We start from the raw sequence: 13,069 nt of genomic DNA, 5'->3' as shown, positions 1-13,069 counted from the left end.
ACGCAAACCAGTCAGGCACTCACTTACCGGCCGCCACTTCCCAAACCGCCCACTTTTCTCACATGGGTGCGGGGAGAAATCCCGGCGTGGTCCTGGAGTGCCCGCGGGTGGGCGGATGTCCGGCTAGGTGAGGCGGTCGGCGTCCAGGTCGGGTTCGCAGAAGAGACCGCCGACGGTGGGCCCTTCGGGGTCGAGGTCTTCTTCCGGAGCGTCCCCTTCCCACTTGTCGGCGAACACTTCAGCGTCGTCGCGGGGGGTGTATCCCAGGGCACGGGCCTCGTCCAGGGACCACCAGCGCCGGGTGTTGTCGGAGACGCCCCACACCACCCGGAATCCCGGGGAGGGCGCGCGCAGGCAGGCTTCGACGAGGTTCGCGCAGTCGTCGGGGGACAGCCAGGTGGCCAGCCCGTGGCGGCCGAGGGGGTGGGGTCCGCAGTAGCCGATGCGCAGGCAGATGATGTCCATGCCGTAGCGGTCGGCGTACAGGCTGCCCAGGGCTTCCAGGGCGACTTTGCTGACCCCGTAGTAGGTGTCGGGTCGGGGGAACAGGTAGTCGGGGGCGGTGCCCGCAGCACGGGGGTGGAATCCTACGGCGTGGTTGGAGCTGGCCAGCACCATGCGGGTGACTCCGGCCCGGCGGGCCGCTTCTACTGCCACGTATCCGCCGTGGATGTTGGTGTGCAGGATTTCTTCCCACGGCGCTTCGGTGCTGCGGGCAGCCAGGTGGACTACGGCGTCCACCCCGTCCATCGCCTCGGTCATCGCGTCCAGGTCGGTCGCATCACAGGTGACGATCTCCACGCCCGGCCCGGGTTCGAGCGGGCGACGGTCGTGCAGGCGGAGGATACGTCCGGGGCGGACCATGCGGGGGCGCAGCAGGGTGCCGATCCGGCCTCCTGCACCGGTGATGAGGATGCGTTCGGTCATGGGCGTATCTTTCTAGGTGCGCCGATCGGGGGAGAAGCCGGGGCGGTTTCCGCAGGGCGTAGGCAGGCAGCGCCGGCCGGGTTCCGTACTTCGTGTCTGGCTGCGGGGAGGCGGCGCTGACGGCAGAGGGGGTGCCGCCTGCCGGTCGTGTGAGGCGGGGTTCGGGCATCCCGCGCCTTCGCGGGCGGGACCTCGGGGCTGACTGCCGCTTCGCTCAGGGGTGTCCTCGTGGGACTGTGCCCCCGGGGCGTTGGAGCACCGCTGTTCGGCTGCTGGCCGCTTCCCGGGCCTGGCAGGGCAGGCGCCTGCTCCCCTGCGGGTGCTGTTCGATGGCTTACCCGGCGGGCACAGGAATGCGCGGATGTCCCATGCCGGTCTCGGCTCGAGTGTGCCTCGGAACTGAGGACGGGGCGCAGCGCGGCGTAGACAGGGGGCTGGGGCCGGTGTGCTGCCTGGGTGGGCCGGTGCACCCGTGGGGTGGCGAGGTGTCCGGCCCGCACGCTTAGGGTCTCCGGCTGGGCGCGGGCTCTGCTGCCGGGGCGGGGTGGCTGGGTCGGGCAGCAGGGGGTTTGTGGGGATGGGTGGGGCGCAGGGCTGGGAGTGCCTGCCTGGGGGCCGTGGGTTGGTGCGGCGGCTCGCCCGTGCTGGTTTCGGGTGCCTTCCCGGCCCACGGGACGTGGGGGTGGACTGTGGGGCTAGGCAGGCGGGGTTTCCAACTGCACCATGATGGCCCGGCCTTCCGCGGTGACTTCGCCGTTGCAGCGGATCTCCCCGGAGACGAACACTTTGCGGCGTTCCACGCCGGTGATCCGCGAGGAGACGACCAGCGGCGTGTTGAGCGGTGTGGGACGGCGGTAGTCGACGGTGAGGTTGCCGGTCAGGCAGACGCGGCCGAAGACAGCGGTGGCTTCGCCGAGCACCTGGTCGAGGAGGGCGGCGACCCACCCGCCGTGCACGAATCCGGGAGGGCCTTCGTAGAAGCTGTCGAGGGTGACTTCCCCGTAGAGGCCGTCGCCTTCGACGCGCAGGTTCTGGAGGGGGGCCATCGGGTTGGCGGGGCCGCTCACCGCGTTCGCGATCGTGTTGTAGTCGATTCGTCCGCCGTCCCACGTCTGCCGCACCATGGCGCCGACGGGACGGCGGCGGGTGTTGAGCCGCCCGGTGAGTTCTTTGACGATCCGGTTGGCTTCGGCGAGTTCGTCCGGGTCGGCCTCCGTGTGTGCCACAGCGTCGACCAGTTCCCGCACTTGGGCGACCAAGGTGCGGAGTTCCTCGGGGAGTTCGTGGCGGTCGACCACGGTGAACCCGTAGTCGGCCGGGTTAGGCAGGTCAGCGATCGGGTGTGCATCGACCGTCATGGGATTGTCATTAGCCCTTCGTCACAGGTGAACTCGGTGGGAATCGCCGCAACCACCACGATGTTACTTACGAGTAAGTCTGTGGACTACTGTACCCCGGGGAAGTCGAATGAAATTCACATTCTCGGGGATTGATACATCCTGTCCCCTCCTCCCCCGTACGGTCCGCGACGGGACGCCTGACCGCTGGCCGGATGCCCCTTCGGGCGCGCACGCTCCGCTATGGCGGTTTCACCGGGGTCTCGCCCGCCGCGGCGATAGCCAGGTCAGGTTTCTGTCTTCGGCTGCGGGTCGGCTAGGTTCTCTGGCGTGAATCGTCCAACCCCGCTGTCCCGCCTTTTCGCGCTGGCGCGCCGACCCCCCGTCCGCGACGGGTTCGGGGTCGGGCTCGCTGTCGGCCTCTCCGGCCTCGCTTTCGGCACCACGGCAACCACCGCGGGCCTCTCTGTTGCCCAGGCGTGCGTGCTCAGCCTGCTGGCGTTTACCGGCGCCTCCCAGTTCGCGCTGGCCGGGGTGGTGGCTGGAGGCGGAAACCTCATCGCGGGGGCGGTGGGCGCGCTGCTCCTCGGCTTCCGCAACACGTTGTACGGCCTGCGGATGAGCGAGCTCCTCGGCTGGCGCGGCCCAGCGCGGGCCCTCGCCGCTCACGGAGTGATCGACGAGACCACCGCGGTGGCTCTGGCGCAGCACGGGCGGGCAGACATCCGCGCCGGCTTCACCACGACTTTCGCCACCCTGTTCCTCTTGTGGAACGCCACCACTGTGATCGGCGCGATCGCGACCGAGCGCATCGGCGACCCTGCGACTTTCGGTCTCGACGTGGTGGGTCCGGCGACTTTCCTGGCCCTGCTGTGGCCGCGGTTGAAGGAAGGGAACCGCGTGCTGGCTATCGCGCTGCTGGGGGCCGCGATCGCACTGGCCACGACTCCCCTGCTGCCGCCGGGCGTCTCGGTGCTGCTGGCGTCGATCGCTGCCCTGCTCGCTTTGGGGGACCGTGCCGCGGACACCGCGCAGACCACGGTGGAGGAGGACGGGAAATGATGTTGTGGATCGCCGTGGTGGCCACCGGGCTCGGCTGCTATCTGCTCAAATACGCGGGAATGGCGGCGCCGCGTGCGCTTCTCGACCACCCGCTGGTGCGCCGGTTCGCGATGGCTGTCCCCGTGGCCCTGCTGGCCGCGCTCATCGCCCTGCAAACCGTAGCGGAGGGCAACCAGTTGGTCGTCGACCTGCCGCGGCTCGGCGGGATCGCGGCCGCGGTGGTGGCTCTCCTCCTGCGGGTCCCTTTTCTGCTCGTGCTGGTGATCGCCGCGGCGACCACGGCGAGCCTGCGGGCGCTCGGACTGGGCTGAAGCGCCGGAGCAATTCAGCACCCCGGGTTTCCCGGGTGGTGCAGCGGATTCGGAATGTCCTTCCGCTGGGGAAGACATCCGGTCGCGGGGGCGTCACAGGACAGCAATAGAGTACAGAAAATCCTTTTCTCTCCTATTCCTGCTTTTCGCCCCCTTATCGACCGAATTGTCGGTTCGCTGGTGGGGCTATCCCCGCTGCGTCTCCTGGGAAAGGTAGAGCTCGAACGCCCGGAGCACCGCCTCTGGTGCGGCACGCTCCTCGGTCTCGCCTGCAAGGAGGGTGTCTAGGTCTCCCATGGGCACAGCGGCCAGCAGGTCGCCTTGCGCTGCCGTCTCGCTGTTCTCCACGAAGCGGACGGTCGGGCTAGCCATTTCCTCTTCTTTGTCAGGCATAGCGAATGCCTTTCTCACCTGGAGAACAAATATTGCCCGAGAGTAACAGCGCCCTCACCAATAGACAACACCTTAAAGCCCGGTCTTATCCCTTTTCTTCACATCTGCGCACACAGAATTGTTCCGCGACACGGAATTCCCTGCCAGAGTCATCCGGATAAGTCGTCTCTGAGAAATCGGTGTCGGCCAGGGCCGCTGCACTGTCGCCGGACGTGCCTGCCCGCCGAGACACCTCGGCTCGACGGGCACCCCACCAGGGGGCCTTGTCCGTGGATGCCCTGGATACTCTGGACGTGGCACAGGCTTGCCGTTCCCTGGCTCAGGCTGTGACCGCGGCACTGGTCAGCTCTGCTGCACCCCACGTGCCGAGGGATGCCCGGTCGGTGCTGGACGATTGCGCAGAGAAGCCGACCGTCGCTCGGCGTTACGGGACCCCGGTGCCGCTGGCAGGGAAAGCGGGCACAGAGCGCCTCGCGGCGCTGCCGTGCTTACGCCACTTTCCGGTACCGGGAAGCGCCGATCGTGCCGCGGAGTTCCGCGCGTTCGACATCGGTCGCCGCGCCGATGTACCCGGCTAGCTCAACCAGGTCCTCTTGGCTGGCCCCTTCCCAGACGACCTGTACCCGGGTGGAGATGTCGAGGGGGATGTGGAGGACTGGACCGCTGAACGGGTCGCTGAGCACGGTGAAGCCGTCGTATTCGATGACCTGGTAGATCCTGTGGTCGTCAGGCTGCCCCTTGTACCGCCCGTTCGTCTCCTCAGGACGGTACACGTAGAGCTGGATCGGCTGGGCGCTCGCCTTCTTGACGTGCCGGTATTCCACGAGGACGTCTTGCTGCTCCGGGTGGGGCTCCACGCTGGTGAGCGTCCAGTCGGGGTGGCGGAGCACCGGGATGGCGGAATACCGGTCGTATTCAGCGCGCAGCACAGTCTGCGTCACCTGGCTCTCCGTGACAACCCCGCCGATGAGGGTGGCGAACGTGATCCCGGTGAGGATCATCGGCACTGTCCTGCGCTTGTGCAGGCTGGCAGCCACCAGGCAGACCACCACCCCGCAGGCCGCGGAAAGCCCTGTCGTCCACCACACGCTGAGGACCGTGCCGTACACCGCGGCCCGCACGATCGCATATCCCAGGGGGACGACCAGCGCGAAGGTGGTGAACACGGCGCTTCGCGGCACGCCGAGGCTGTGCAGGGTCTGGCGCAGCACTCCCCACAGCCCGATGAGGGCCAGGAGTCCCGCAAGCCCAAGGGCGATGACGGCTCCAGGGGCTAACGGGAAAGAGTCGTCCGGCCATAACAGTTCAACCGGCGCGAAGACGGTGGTGAGCGCCGCCACCGCCATCACTGCGGAGGCGAGTGCGAACACAAGGGCACCTACCGTGCGCCGCCACCACACCGGCGGGTGCTTCGTGGCGCTTCGGTCAGCGACAGGGGCGGGGGATGGAGAAACAGTCATGGTCGGTGGTCCAATCACTCTTTGGGAGCGCTCCCACAATGTAGACCATTTCTCTCGGAAATAATGCGCTGTTACTCCATCCCCAGGTGTGATGTTTCCGGCAGCCCCGCCGCGGATCCGCAGTACCACCGCACCAATCTGGTGCGTATCCCCACAATGGCGTGCGACGTACCGGACCCCAGAATTCCTCGACGTGGCGGTGAGTGCGCGCTGTCCGACCCCTGCACGCCGGAAATCCCGCGCGGGCAGCGCACCCGTCAGGTGTGCCGGACATGGCCGCCGCCGGCGGTTTCCAGCGCGTGACCGCGTTTTCCTCTTCTTCCGCTTCCGGACTACCCAGGCCGACGGAGACCCGCTTTTATCCCCGAGAATCGTAGGAGCTTTCGGCCGTCTCCTCAGGTTCTGATCGAAATTCTTGGGCGCAGACCCCCGGCTTCAGCCGTGGGGTTAGCCCATCCCTCTCGATCCTCAGACATTAGATAGATCCAAGCTGTATACTGTTCGGGTGGCTGTAACACTGCGGTCGAACAGCAATGTCGTCTTCCAGTGCGCGTACCACGTCGTGTGGTGCCCAAAGTACCGGCGGCGCGTGCTGGGCGGCCGGATCGAAGAACGCCTGAAGGACCTCATTCGCGAGGTCGTAGACGAGAAAGGGGCATGGCTGGTGGAGATGGAGGTCATGCCCGACCACGTCCACCTCCTGGTTGAAGTCGATCCGCAGTACGGCATCCACCGTCTGGTGAAGGCCATCAAGGGCCGCTCGTCCCGCGTGCTGCGGGAGGAGTTCCCGCACCTGAAGTCCCGGCTGCCGACGTTGTGGACGAACTCCTACTTCGTAGCCACGGTCGGCGGCGCGCCACTGGCGGTGGTGAAGCGGTACGTCGAGCAGCAGAAGGGACGCTGAATGCTGACCGGACGCCGCTACCTGCTGGCTTTCACCCCCGAGCAGGAGGAGTTCGCCGAGAAGATCGGTGACGCCTGCCGGGTTGTGTGGAACACCGCGCTGGAGCAGCGCCGACAGTACCGGCGGCGCGGCGCGTTCATCGGTTACGTAGAGCAGGCGCGGCAGATGGCCGAGGCCAAGAAGGACTTCCCGTGGCTGGCCGAGGCCCCGTCGCACACGCTTCAGCAAACGCTCCGCGACCTTGAGCGGGCATGCAAGACGCACGGCACGTTCAAGGTCCGCTGGCGCTCCAAGCGGAAAAACGCGCCGACGTTCCGCTTCCCCGATCCCAAGCAGATCACCGTGGAGCGAATCTCCCGTCGCTGGGGCCGGGTCAAGCTGCCCAAGCTGGGCTGGACCCGCTTCCGGTGGACACGCCCGCTCGGCGGGCAACTTCGCAATGCCACCGTGCTCAAGGACGGTGGGCGCTGGTACATCTCCTTCTGCGTCGAAGACGGGCTGATGGAGTCCGCACCGAATGGCAAACCCCCGGTGGGGGTGGATCGTGGTGTCACTGTCGCAGTCGCCACCTCGTCCGGGTGGATGCGTGACCGCGAGTTCGTCACCCCAGGGGAAGCGGTACGGCTCAAGCGTCTTCAGCAGCAGCTCGCCCGGCAACGGAAGGGCTCCAACCGGCGCGCGGCCACCCGGGCGAAGCTGACCAAGCTGAACGCCCGCATCCGCGCCCGGCGTACCGACTTCCTGGCGTGGACCGCCAACCGCCTCACCTGTGACCACGGACTGGTCGTTGTGGAGGACCTCAACATCCGAAACATGACCGCCTCTGCCAAAGGCACGCTTGCCGAGCCGGGGAGGAACGTCGCCGCCAAGGCTGGGCTGAACCGGGCGATCCTGGCCAAGGGATGGGGCGGACTACTGACCGCCTTGGAGCACAAGGCTCGTTACCACGGCTCCCGTATTCTGCGGGTGCCACCTGCGTTCACATCGCAGACCTGCCATGCCTGCGGGCACTGCGCGCCGGACAACCGTGAAAGCCAAGCGGAGTTCCGGTGCCGCGCCTGCGGCCACCAGGCCAACGCCGACGTGAACGCCGCGAAGAACATCCTCGCCGCCGGGCTGGCGGTGACAGGGCGTGGAGACCTCGCCGTTGGGCGGTCTGTGAAGCGCCAACCACCCAAGGTAGAGGCAGCGTGAACGCGCCTCAGCCACGGGAATCCCCCGCCTTCAGGCGTGGGGAGGAAGTCAACAAACATCTCACCGCGGTAGAGCACGACTGGGTCATGTGGGCTTACCGCGGTGAGACAGGTCCACGACGGGAACGTCAGGTGCGGATCACCGCGGACGACACCGTGGCCCAAGCGGTGGCCGCGTATCGGGAGATGGCGCAGCGCACTACGGAGATCGCATTGGCCTGTGACGACCTCCACCGTCCCGGCGTGCGGTCGCTGCGCGAGCACGGCCCCGCGCCCTCGCTGCGCTGGGTGCTGGTGCACCTGGTAGAGGAGACGGCCCGCCACGCCGGGCACGCTGACATCCTCCGCGAGCAGATCGACGGCGCGGTTGGCCGCTGAGACAGCGCGGCCTACCGTCCTGCTCGGAACGCAGCGCCCCGAGGTGGCGAGCCTGCTGGCGCGGGCCGTGACCGGCACTCCACGGCCCGCTGCCGGCCGACGTCAGGGTTTGCGGAGCACGCCGCCGAGCTCCCAGATCTTCTTGGTCTCGGAGGAGCGGCCGACGTAGGGGCGCAGCGGCTCGGGGACGGGGCTGAGCGGCGGCTGGTTCGGGTCGGGCCGCCATTGGGCGACGTCGACGATGCCGGGCTCGACGGGCTCCAGACCGGCGACGAACGCGTGCAGCTCCGCGGGGCGGCGCACCCGCCCCCACGGCCCCAGGGCGAGCATCTCTGCGGTGAAGGCGTCCCCCGCAGCCACATCGTCGCTGCACAGATGGGAGATAGCGAGATAGCTGCCGGACGGCACCGCGTCGAGCATGGTCCGCAGCGCACCCCCCGGGTCGGCACTGTCCGGCAGACAGTGCAGGACCGAGAAGTACAGCAGGCCGACCGGCTGGTCGAAGTCGATGAGGGCGCGCAGGTCCTCGCTGGCGAGGATCTGCTCGGGCTGGGCCATGTCCGCCGTGATCACCGTGGTGTTGCCGTCTCCGGCGAGCAGCGCACGCCCGTGCGCCAACACGATCGGGTCGATGTCGACGTACACGACCCGGGCGTCCGGTTGGAACTGCTGGGCGACCTCGTGCACGTTGTTCTTTGTGGGCATGCCGCTGCCCATGTCGATGAACTGGCGGATTCCGGCCTCGCGCGCCAGGTAGCGCACCGCGCGGTAGAGGAAGAGGCGGTTCTCCCGCGCGACGTCGAGCATTTCGGGCGAGACCTGGACCAGAGCGAGCGCCGCCTGGCGGTCGACCTCGAAATTGTCCTTACCCCCCATCCCATAGTCGTAGATTCGGGCGACGGTGGGCTGATCGGTACGGATTTCCGGAGACATCGGACGGGTCGGTCCGGACACCTGACGCACACTCCTCACGGGATTTCGCTCATTGCCGTCGTGACGATAGTAATCGTTAGAGCAAGAATTTACCGATCTTTGACGCAATTAATTTCATATTTCAACCGTCATCGCCGCAGCACGCTCGTTTCCCGTGGTCACGACGCCCGCAACCCATTTCCTCATAAGGAATCGAAATGTCGCACTTATGGCTTTCTGCCGGTTTTTAGTCCTGGGCTTCGCAGAGATTCCTGCGCTGAGCAGGCACCGCCCCTCCACCAGCACCAGGCGTCTCGCCATGATCATTGTTGCTCGCACGCCGCAAAAAGAACCCGCAAAACCCCTCTTTTCGGACAGCACCTTGGTGCTGGCTCAGCGCAGCGCAGACTCGTATTCCCTGCGGGTGTAGGTCTCAGACGTGCGGGTGCCCCGGACACTGCAGGAGACGCTCAGATACTCCGCCGCATCCTCGCCATGGTCAAGGAAAACCAGGTCTGGCCTTTCCTCCTTCGGCACGTTGAGCATGAAAACGGCGCTCGTCCGGTCGAGGAGGCCGTCCCACCGGGTCACCGCAGCGGGTGCAGGCAGGGAGGACAAGCGGACCGTTCCCGGACAGGTCTTCCGGACCAGGGCGAGGGTTTCCGGAGTGTCCATCATGAGGGGCGCCCGGTCACAGAAGCGGGCCCACTCCCCCGCGCTCGCGCACTCCCCCGGCCTTTCCTCAGTCGGCTTGCTCTCGTCATGCACCGGGGGTGCACTGTCTAGCCCGGACGGCCGGGGACCGAACTCCTCGCGCAGAGTCACCCGTCCCATGTACCGGCTGTAGTAGGAGCCGGAGTAGTGGGTGCCGACCACGGCAAGGTCGAAACGGCCGGGCAGGTACTTCCACAGTGCCCAGAGGACCCCTTCGAACTGCTCCTTCCAGTCCGCGGGGATGCTGCCGCCCAGGTCGTCCTCCACCGACACCGAGGCGTAGACCACCGTGCCTTCCGCCTCGTCCTCGTAGACGAGGACAAAGGGATCGAGCGAACTCCCTTGTCCCTCGAACTCTTCGAGGAACACTGCGACGTCAGTGGGGCGGGTGGGGCGCGGGCCGTACTGGACGGCGAGGAAACCGAGGATGAGCAGGAGCACCAGGCTGAGCACTCCCCCGATCACCAGCCAGGCAGCCTTACGCGAGGCGTGGGGAGCCGGCGTCTGCGGTGGGACGGCGGCAGGCCCCAGGGGAAGACCGCAGTGGCTGCAGAACGGACCGCGGACAGGTGCAGTGCAGCGGGGACAGTTCATGGCATTCCTCAACGGTGGGGGATGGATACCGCAAGGCTCGAGGCCCTCAGCCGAGAAGCCCGCAACCCGAAGAGCGTGTGACGATTACACCACGACAAAACTATGTTTGCAAAGTTTTCGCTGATTAAGTGAAGCCATGTTAACTCTCGGTAGAGTGTCCTGGGCTGCCCGCCTTTGACCGCTCAGCGCCGAGAGGCGGCGCAGTCGACAGCAACGGGCTATCGCCACACCGCCAGCAGGTGCCCCCTGGGAAACGGAGTCTTGTTCCTACGACCGGCACGGTTGACCATCGCGCCTGCACAGGGCGTGACCGGCTAGTGGGACAAAGGGGTGCGGCGGTGGCGGGACAAGTCCGTGCCGCCACACCTGGAGTCCGGGTTCGCTATCGAAAGTGCCTGGCTGCGGGCAGGCCGAGACCGCCGGGCTCACCTGGTCGAGGAGCTGGACGAACAAGCCTGAGAGGCATCTGCTGATACAGCAGTGGATGCTCTTGAGCCTTCCCGGCTACAACCGGTCGTTCTTGACACTTGCGAGGAAGGCGACCCATTCAGCCTGGATGAAACCCAGGTGACCGAGGTGTCGGTTCTGAATGTCACGCACCAGGACTGACTCGGGAGTCCCAGCGACCTCAACGCAGTTGCCGCCGGTCTGGTTGCTGTGACTGGACTTGCGCCAGGAAATGGCGACCTCGACGCAAGCTCCCGCGTTACCGCCGCTGCAGCTGGATTTACGCCAGTCAAGGCTCTTGATCGCGAGAGTTCTCCTCTCGCTTCATGAAGGATCTTGAGGGGGTTCACGTCGAGGCAAGGCCTCCGCCTGCAGCGCACCGAAGATAGTGTTGCATCGCTGTATATCTTCAAGTGTGCCAGTGACAAATTCCCCATCATGTGCTCTGCATGAGCTAGTGGTGAGCGATCCGAGAACGCCATGATGCGAAACGGTCCGGACAGTCCGGGATGGGATACCAGACGTCCTGGGGAATCACTTGGAACTTGATTCGGTCCTCGTCCACCAATTTCGCTATATGGTGAAGTTGGTCTCGCATAATCTCTGGCGTTCCGAAACGGCGGCGGAGGACGACTTCGTCCACAACGAACCACAGTAGCGGCCTGTCAGGTCCCTCAACTACTTTACTTCATGCCGTTTGACGCGAGCTTCCGCAAGCCGATCGATCTCGTCTTTCCCCGCAATAGGACGCCCTTCACGCATGACCACTCGCGCGTAGTCCTCTGTCTGGAGAAGTCCAGGGATGAGGACCGTTTGGTACTCGCGGAGCTCGGTTGCTACCCGCTCCAAAGCGATGATGCCAGCAAACCAGTCAGGCGCTCCTTCCCGGCTTGCAAGGCTGATCCACAGCCGGGTGAAGGAGCTTCCTGTGTTGTAGACAGCGTCCAGTTTTCCGCAAAATCCTTTGTGGGAAGTCGTGTTCCCCACTCAATAGCACTGAACATCGACGGAGAAACATTTTTTCGCCTTGGCCACCTCAGCCTGCGAAAGCCCAGATAGTTGCCTGAATCTTCACAGCTCGACCCCAAACCGAATCCGCACCGGGTGTTGGGTGTCCACCATGCTCTACATCTCAACACAAACCAACTGGATCCACTATTGAAATCGACTAAAACTCCAAATGAGTGGACCCTATAGAAAAGGGTTCTTCGCGGTGAGGCTGTCCCCCGGCCAGCCCGCCCCTCGCAGCGCCCGACCCGCACTCACCTGTCCGCCGCGCTGGCTGCAGGGGACCACCCCCTGCGCGGCGCCCGACCAGTGGAGAAACCGCACCCATGGACCACGACACCGCCCCCTCCGGCGAGGGGTTCGTGACCCTGTACGCCGGGCCGCTGGACGGCCTGGTGCTCACTGCCGCCCACCTGGACCGCATGGCCCAGGACCACGGCAGCGAACGCTACTTCCTGCTGACCAACCGCGGCGTCACCGGCCTCTACCAGGAGGTCGACGGCCGCTGGGTCTACGCCACCCCGCGCCTGCCGGCCGCCCCCGACCAGCCCACCGACCAGCCCGAGGAGCCCGCATGACCCCCACCCCCAAGACCCCGGACGGGCAGGAGACCGACGAGGTCTACCGGGTGCGCGGCCAGCGGGTCTGGCGCGACGGCGCCGAGCTGTCCACCCGCCGCATCGAGGCCTTGGCCGCCCGCCTGGCCGCCGTGGCCCGCGCCCGCCGCGAGGCCGAACTGCGCGCCGCCTACCCCGTCGGCACCCGGGTGTGGCTGAGAGGCGACCCGACGCCCCGCACCGTCACCGGCTACACCGACTCCCCGGGCCTTCCGCCCTCGCTGCGTCTGTCCGGCCACACCATCGCCCGCCCCCGCCAGGTCACCCGCAACCCCCCGACCTGACCCGGGCACACCACGACCTTCTTTCCGCCCGACGGCCGCCCGGCCGTCCCGACCCCCACGGAGCCGCACCATGCCCGTGTCCGTTCCGCCGTCGCCGCCGCCCCGCCCCCGGATGCGCCCGCCGCGCCCCTGGGTGCCCGACGACCCGCCCGAGACCGTGCTGCCCGCCTGGATGTACGCCTGCCGGGAGCCGCACCCGCCGCACCGCGTGGTCCGCCCCGACGCTCCCCCGCCGTCGGAGCCGGTCCGGCCGCGGCGGTCCCGCGGCCGGCACGCCCGGCACCGGCGTGTCCGAGAGTGCTCTGCAGAGCAGCGGGAGCTGATCGTGCTGGCCGCGCTGCTCGGCGCGCTCCTCGGCGGGTACGCCTGCCTCGCCGTGACCGTCTCCGTCTGCCCCCTGTGAACAAGGGCGGGGAGCGGAGAGTGCGCCGCCGGGCCGGGACGCCCTCCCGGCCCGGCGGTGTTCTTCCTCCGCGACCTCGGAGAACCGGACACGGCGGCACGTTCCAGCCAGTCTGTGTACACCGA

At 66.9% G+C, this 13,069-nt stretch carries 17 protein-coding genes; 8 read left to right on the top strand and 9 right to left on the bottom strand.

The features are described 5' to 3' along the window. Positions 1-123: 123 nt before the first annotated feature. Positions 124-927 (bottom strand): NAD-dependent epimerase/dehydratase family protein, encoded by an 804-nt coding sequence (locus tag TFU_RS05695; protein WP_011291587.1) that lies wholly within the window; start codon positions 925-927, stop codon positions 124-126. A 695-nt stretch (positions 928-1,622) separates the two neighbouring features. Continuing rightward, on the bottom strand, positions 1,623-2,285 hold the full coding sequence (locus tag TFU_RS05690; protein WP_011291586.1) for a PaaI family thioesterase: 663 nt from the start codon (positions 2,283-2,285) through the stop codon (positions 1,623-1,625). A 309-nt stretch (positions 2,286-2,594) separates the two neighbouring features. Here TFU_RS05690 and TFU_RS05685 point away from each other — a divergent pair, with 309 nt between their 5' ends. Together TFU_RS05685 and TFU_RS05680 are read left to right on the top strand one after the other, a co-directional pair. Beyond that, positions 2,595-3,326: an AzlC family ABC transporter permease gene (locus TFU_RS05685; protein ID WP_011291585.1), complete on the top strand. Its 732-nt coding sequence runs from the start codon at positions 2,595-2,597 to the stop codon at positions 3,324-3,326. After that, positions 3,323-3,637, top strand: a complete 315-nt coding sequence (locus TFU_RS05680; protein WP_011291584.1) for an AzlD domain-containing protein — start codon at positions 3,323-3,325, stop codon at positions 3,635-3,637. Before TFU_RS05685 ends, TFU_RS05680 begins: the two co-directional genes overlap by 4 nt. A 186-nt stretch (positions 3,638-3,823) precedes the next feature. Here TFU_RS05680 and TFU_RS05675 read toward each other — a convergent pair whose 3' ends face one another. Together TFU_RS05675 and TFU_RS05670 are read right to left on the bottom strand one after the other, a co-directional pair. Further along, a complete protein-coding gene (locus tag TFU_RS05675; protein ID WP_227480842.1) occupies positions 3,824-4,009 on the bottom strand; it encodes a hypothetical protein in 186 nt (61 codons plus the stop codon). A gap of 509 nt (positions 4,010-4,518) precedes the next feature. Then, positions 4,519-5,400, bottom strand: coding sequence for a hypothetical protein (locus TFU_RS05670; protein ID WP_104612997.1), 882 nt, complete (start codon positions 5,398-5,400; stop codon positions 4,519-4,521). 595 nt (positions 5,401-5,995) lie between these two features. On the opposite strand from TFU_RS05670, the gene tnpA reads away from it, so the two are divergent. The 3 genes from tnpA to TFU_RS05655 all read left to right on the top strand — a co-directional run bounded on the left by tnpA (position 5,996) and on the right by TFU_RS05655 (position 7,965). Then, positions 5,996-6,394 (top strand): IS200/IS605-like element ISTfu1 family transposase, encoded by a 399-nt coding sequence (gene tnpA, locus TFU_RS05665; protein WP_011291581.1) that lies wholly within the window; start codon positions 5,996-5,998, stop codon positions 6,392-6,394. After that, positions 6,395-7,588, top strand: coding sequence for an RNA-guided endonuclease InsQ/TnpB family protein (locus TFU_RS05660; protein WP_011291580.1), 1,194 nt, complete (start codon positions 6,395-6,397; stop codon positions 7,586-7,588). An 86-nt stretch (positions 7,589-7,674) separates the two neighbouring features. Continuing rightward, positions 7,675-7,965, top strand: coding sequence for a DUF664 domain-containing protein (locus TFU_RS05655; RefSeq protein ID WP_081430448.1), 291 nt, complete (start codon positions 7,675-7,677; stop codon positions 7,963-7,965). Between the two features lie 102 nt (positions 7,966-8,067). Here the strand turns inward: TFU_RS05655 and TFU_RS05650 are convergent, their stop codons facing one another. The 5 genes from TFU_RS05650 to TFU_RS05640 form a co-directional block, all read right to left on the bottom strand. Further along, a complete protein-coding gene (locus TFU_RS05650) occupies positions 8,068-8,919 on the bottom strand; it encodes an SAM-dependent methyltransferase (protein ID WP_011291578.1) in 852 nt (283 codons plus the stop codon). Between the two features lie 351 nt (positions 8,920-9,270). Next, a complete protein-coding gene (locus TFU_RS05645; protein WP_011291577.1) occupies positions 9,271-10,185 on the bottom strand; it encodes a hypothetical protein in 915 nt (304 codons plus the stop codon). A gap of 504 nt (positions 10,186-10,689) precedes the next feature. Continuing rightward, complete coding sequence (locus TFU_RS15775) at positions 10,690-10,935, bottom strand: DUF397 domain-containing protein (RefSeq protein ID WP_081430403.1); 246 nt, start codon at positions 10,933-10,935, stop codon at positions 10,690-10,692. Between the two features lie 151 nt (positions 10,936-11,086). Then, a complete protein-coding gene (locus tag TFU_RS16295) occupies positions 11,087-11,275 on the bottom strand; it encodes a Scr1 family TA system antitoxin-like transcriptional regulator (RefSeq protein ID WP_219821482.1) in 189 nt (62 codons plus the stop codon). Positions 11,276-11,310: 35 nt separating this feature from the next. Beyond that, positions 11,311-11,619, bottom strand: coding sequence for a Scr1 family TA system antitoxin-like transcriptional regulator (locus TFU_RS05640; protein WP_011291575.1), 309 nt, complete (start codon positions 11,617-11,619; stop codon positions 11,311-11,313). Positions 11,620-11,966: 347 nt separating this feature from the next. Between TFU_RS05640 and TFU_RS05635 the strand changes: the two genes are divergently transcribed. The 3 genes from TFU_RS05635 to TFU_RS16030 all read left to right on the top strand — a co-directional run bounded on the left by TFU_RS05635 (position 11,967) and on the right by TFU_RS16030 (position 12,944). After that, entirely contained in the window at positions 11,967-12,218 is a 252-nt protein-coding gene (locus TFU_RS05635; RefSeq protein ID WP_041427861.1) for a hypothetical protein, read from the top strand. After that, a complete protein-coding gene (locus TFU_RS16035) occupies positions 12,215-12,541 on the top strand; it encodes a hypothetical protein (protein ID WP_016188499.1) in 327 nt (108 codons plus the stop codon). Before TFU_RS05635 ends, TFU_RS16035 begins: the two co-directional genes overlap by 4 nt. Before the next feature lie 70 nt (positions 12,542-12,611). Further along, positions 12,612-12,944, top strand: coding sequence for a hypothetical protein (locus TFU_RS16030; RefSeq protein WP_011291573.1), 333 nt, complete (start codon positions 12,612-12,614; stop codon positions 12,942-12,944). The last annotated feature ends 125 nt before the right edge of the window (positions 12,945-13,069 follow it).

The organism is Thermobifida fusca YX (assembly GCF_000012405.1).
Classification (GTDB): Bacteria; Actinomycetota; Actinomycetes; order Streptosporangiales; family Streptosporangiaceae; genus Thermobifida; species Thermobifida fusca.
This window is presented reverse-complemented; position numbering and strand designations above follow the sequence as displayed.

What these genes read in the sequence shown, in the direction of transcription:
- TFU_RS16035 (WP_016188499.1), top strand. Translation starts at nt 12,215, where the DNA reads ATGACCCCCACCCCCAAGACCCCGGACGGGCAGGAGACCGACGAGGTC.
- TFU_RS16030 (WP_011291573.1), top strand. Translation starts at nt 12,612, where the DNA reads ATGCCCGTGTCCGTTCCGCCGTCGCCGCCGCCCCGCCCCCGGATGCGC.
- TFU_RS05675 (WP_227480842.1), bottom strand. Translation starts at nt 4,009, where the DNA reads ATGGCTAGCCCGACCGTCCGCTTCGTGGAGAACAGCGAGACGGCAGCG.
- TFU_RS05645 (WP_011291577.1), bottom strand. Translation starts at nt 10,185, where the DNA reads ATGAACTGTCCCCGCTGCACTGCACCTGTCCGCGGTCCGTTCTGCAGC.
- TFU_RS05660 (WP_011291580.1), top strand. Translation starts at nt 6,395, where the DNA reads ATGCTGACCGGACGCCGCTACCTGCTGGCTTTCACCCCCGAGCAGGAG.
- TFU_RS05690 (WP_011291586.1), bottom strand. Translation starts at nt 2,285, where the DNA reads ATGACGGTCGATGCACACCCGATCGCTGACCTGCCTAACCCGGCCGAC.
- TFU_RS05695 (WP_011291587.1), bottom strand. Translation starts at nt 927, where the DNA reads ATGACCGAACGCATCCTCATCACCGGTGCAGGAGGCCGGATCGGCACC.
- TFU_RS05635 (WP_041427861.1), top strand. Translation starts at nt 11,967, where the DNA reads ATGGACCACGACACCGCCCCCTCCGGCGAGGGGTTCGTGACCCTGTAC.
- TFU_RS05655 (WP_081430448.1), top strand. Translation starts at nt 7,675, where the DNA reads ATGTGGGCTTACCGCGGTGAGACAGGTCCACGACGGGAACGTCAGGTG.
- TFU_RS05680 (WP_011291584.1), top strand. Translation starts at nt 3,323, where the DNA reads ATGATGTTGTGGATCGCCGTGGTGGCCACCGGGCTCGGCTGCTATCTG.